A 432-nucleotide genomic window follows, 5' to 3' on the forward strand; every position below is an offset into this window, starting at 1 on the left:
GCCGGGCCGCGGCGTGCGGGCCCGCGTGGACGGCGCAACCGTCTGGATCGGCAACCGCCGGTTGCTGGACGAAATCGGCGCCGGTTCCCCGGCTGCCGCATTGGTGGCCGCGGCCGAACGCCACGAAGCGGACGGGCGCACCGTGTCGTGGCTCGCGCGTGAAGCGGGCGGCGGCATCGGCGTGGAAGGCGTGCTCGCGTTCGGCGACCGTTTGAAACCGACGAGCCGCGCCGCCATCGCCCGCCTGCGCGATCTCGGCGTGGACAGCATGATGCTCAGCGGCGACAACGAAGGCAGCGCGCGCGCCGTCGCGCAGGCGCTCGGCCTGACGCGCTGGGTCGCGCAGGTGCAGCCGCAGGACAAGGCGGACGTCGTGCGCGGCCTGATGGCGGAAGGACGTACAGTGGGCATGGTGGGCGACGGCATCAACGA

General features: G+C 73.4%; 1 protein-coding gene. It reads left to right on the forward strand.

The window, feature by feature from the left end; all coding sequences use genetic code 11:
• Positions 1-432 (forward strand): HAD-IC family P-type ATPase (locus ACEN88_RS34340; RefSeq protein ID WP_413346869.1); only part of this gene is annotated, 432 nt, incomplete at both ends.

It is taken from the genome of Massilia sp. CT11-108 (assembly GCF_047302915.1).
Classification (GTDB): Bacteria; Pseudomonadota; Gammaproteobacteria; order Burkholderiales; family Burkholderiaceae_D; genus Telluria; species Telluria orientalis.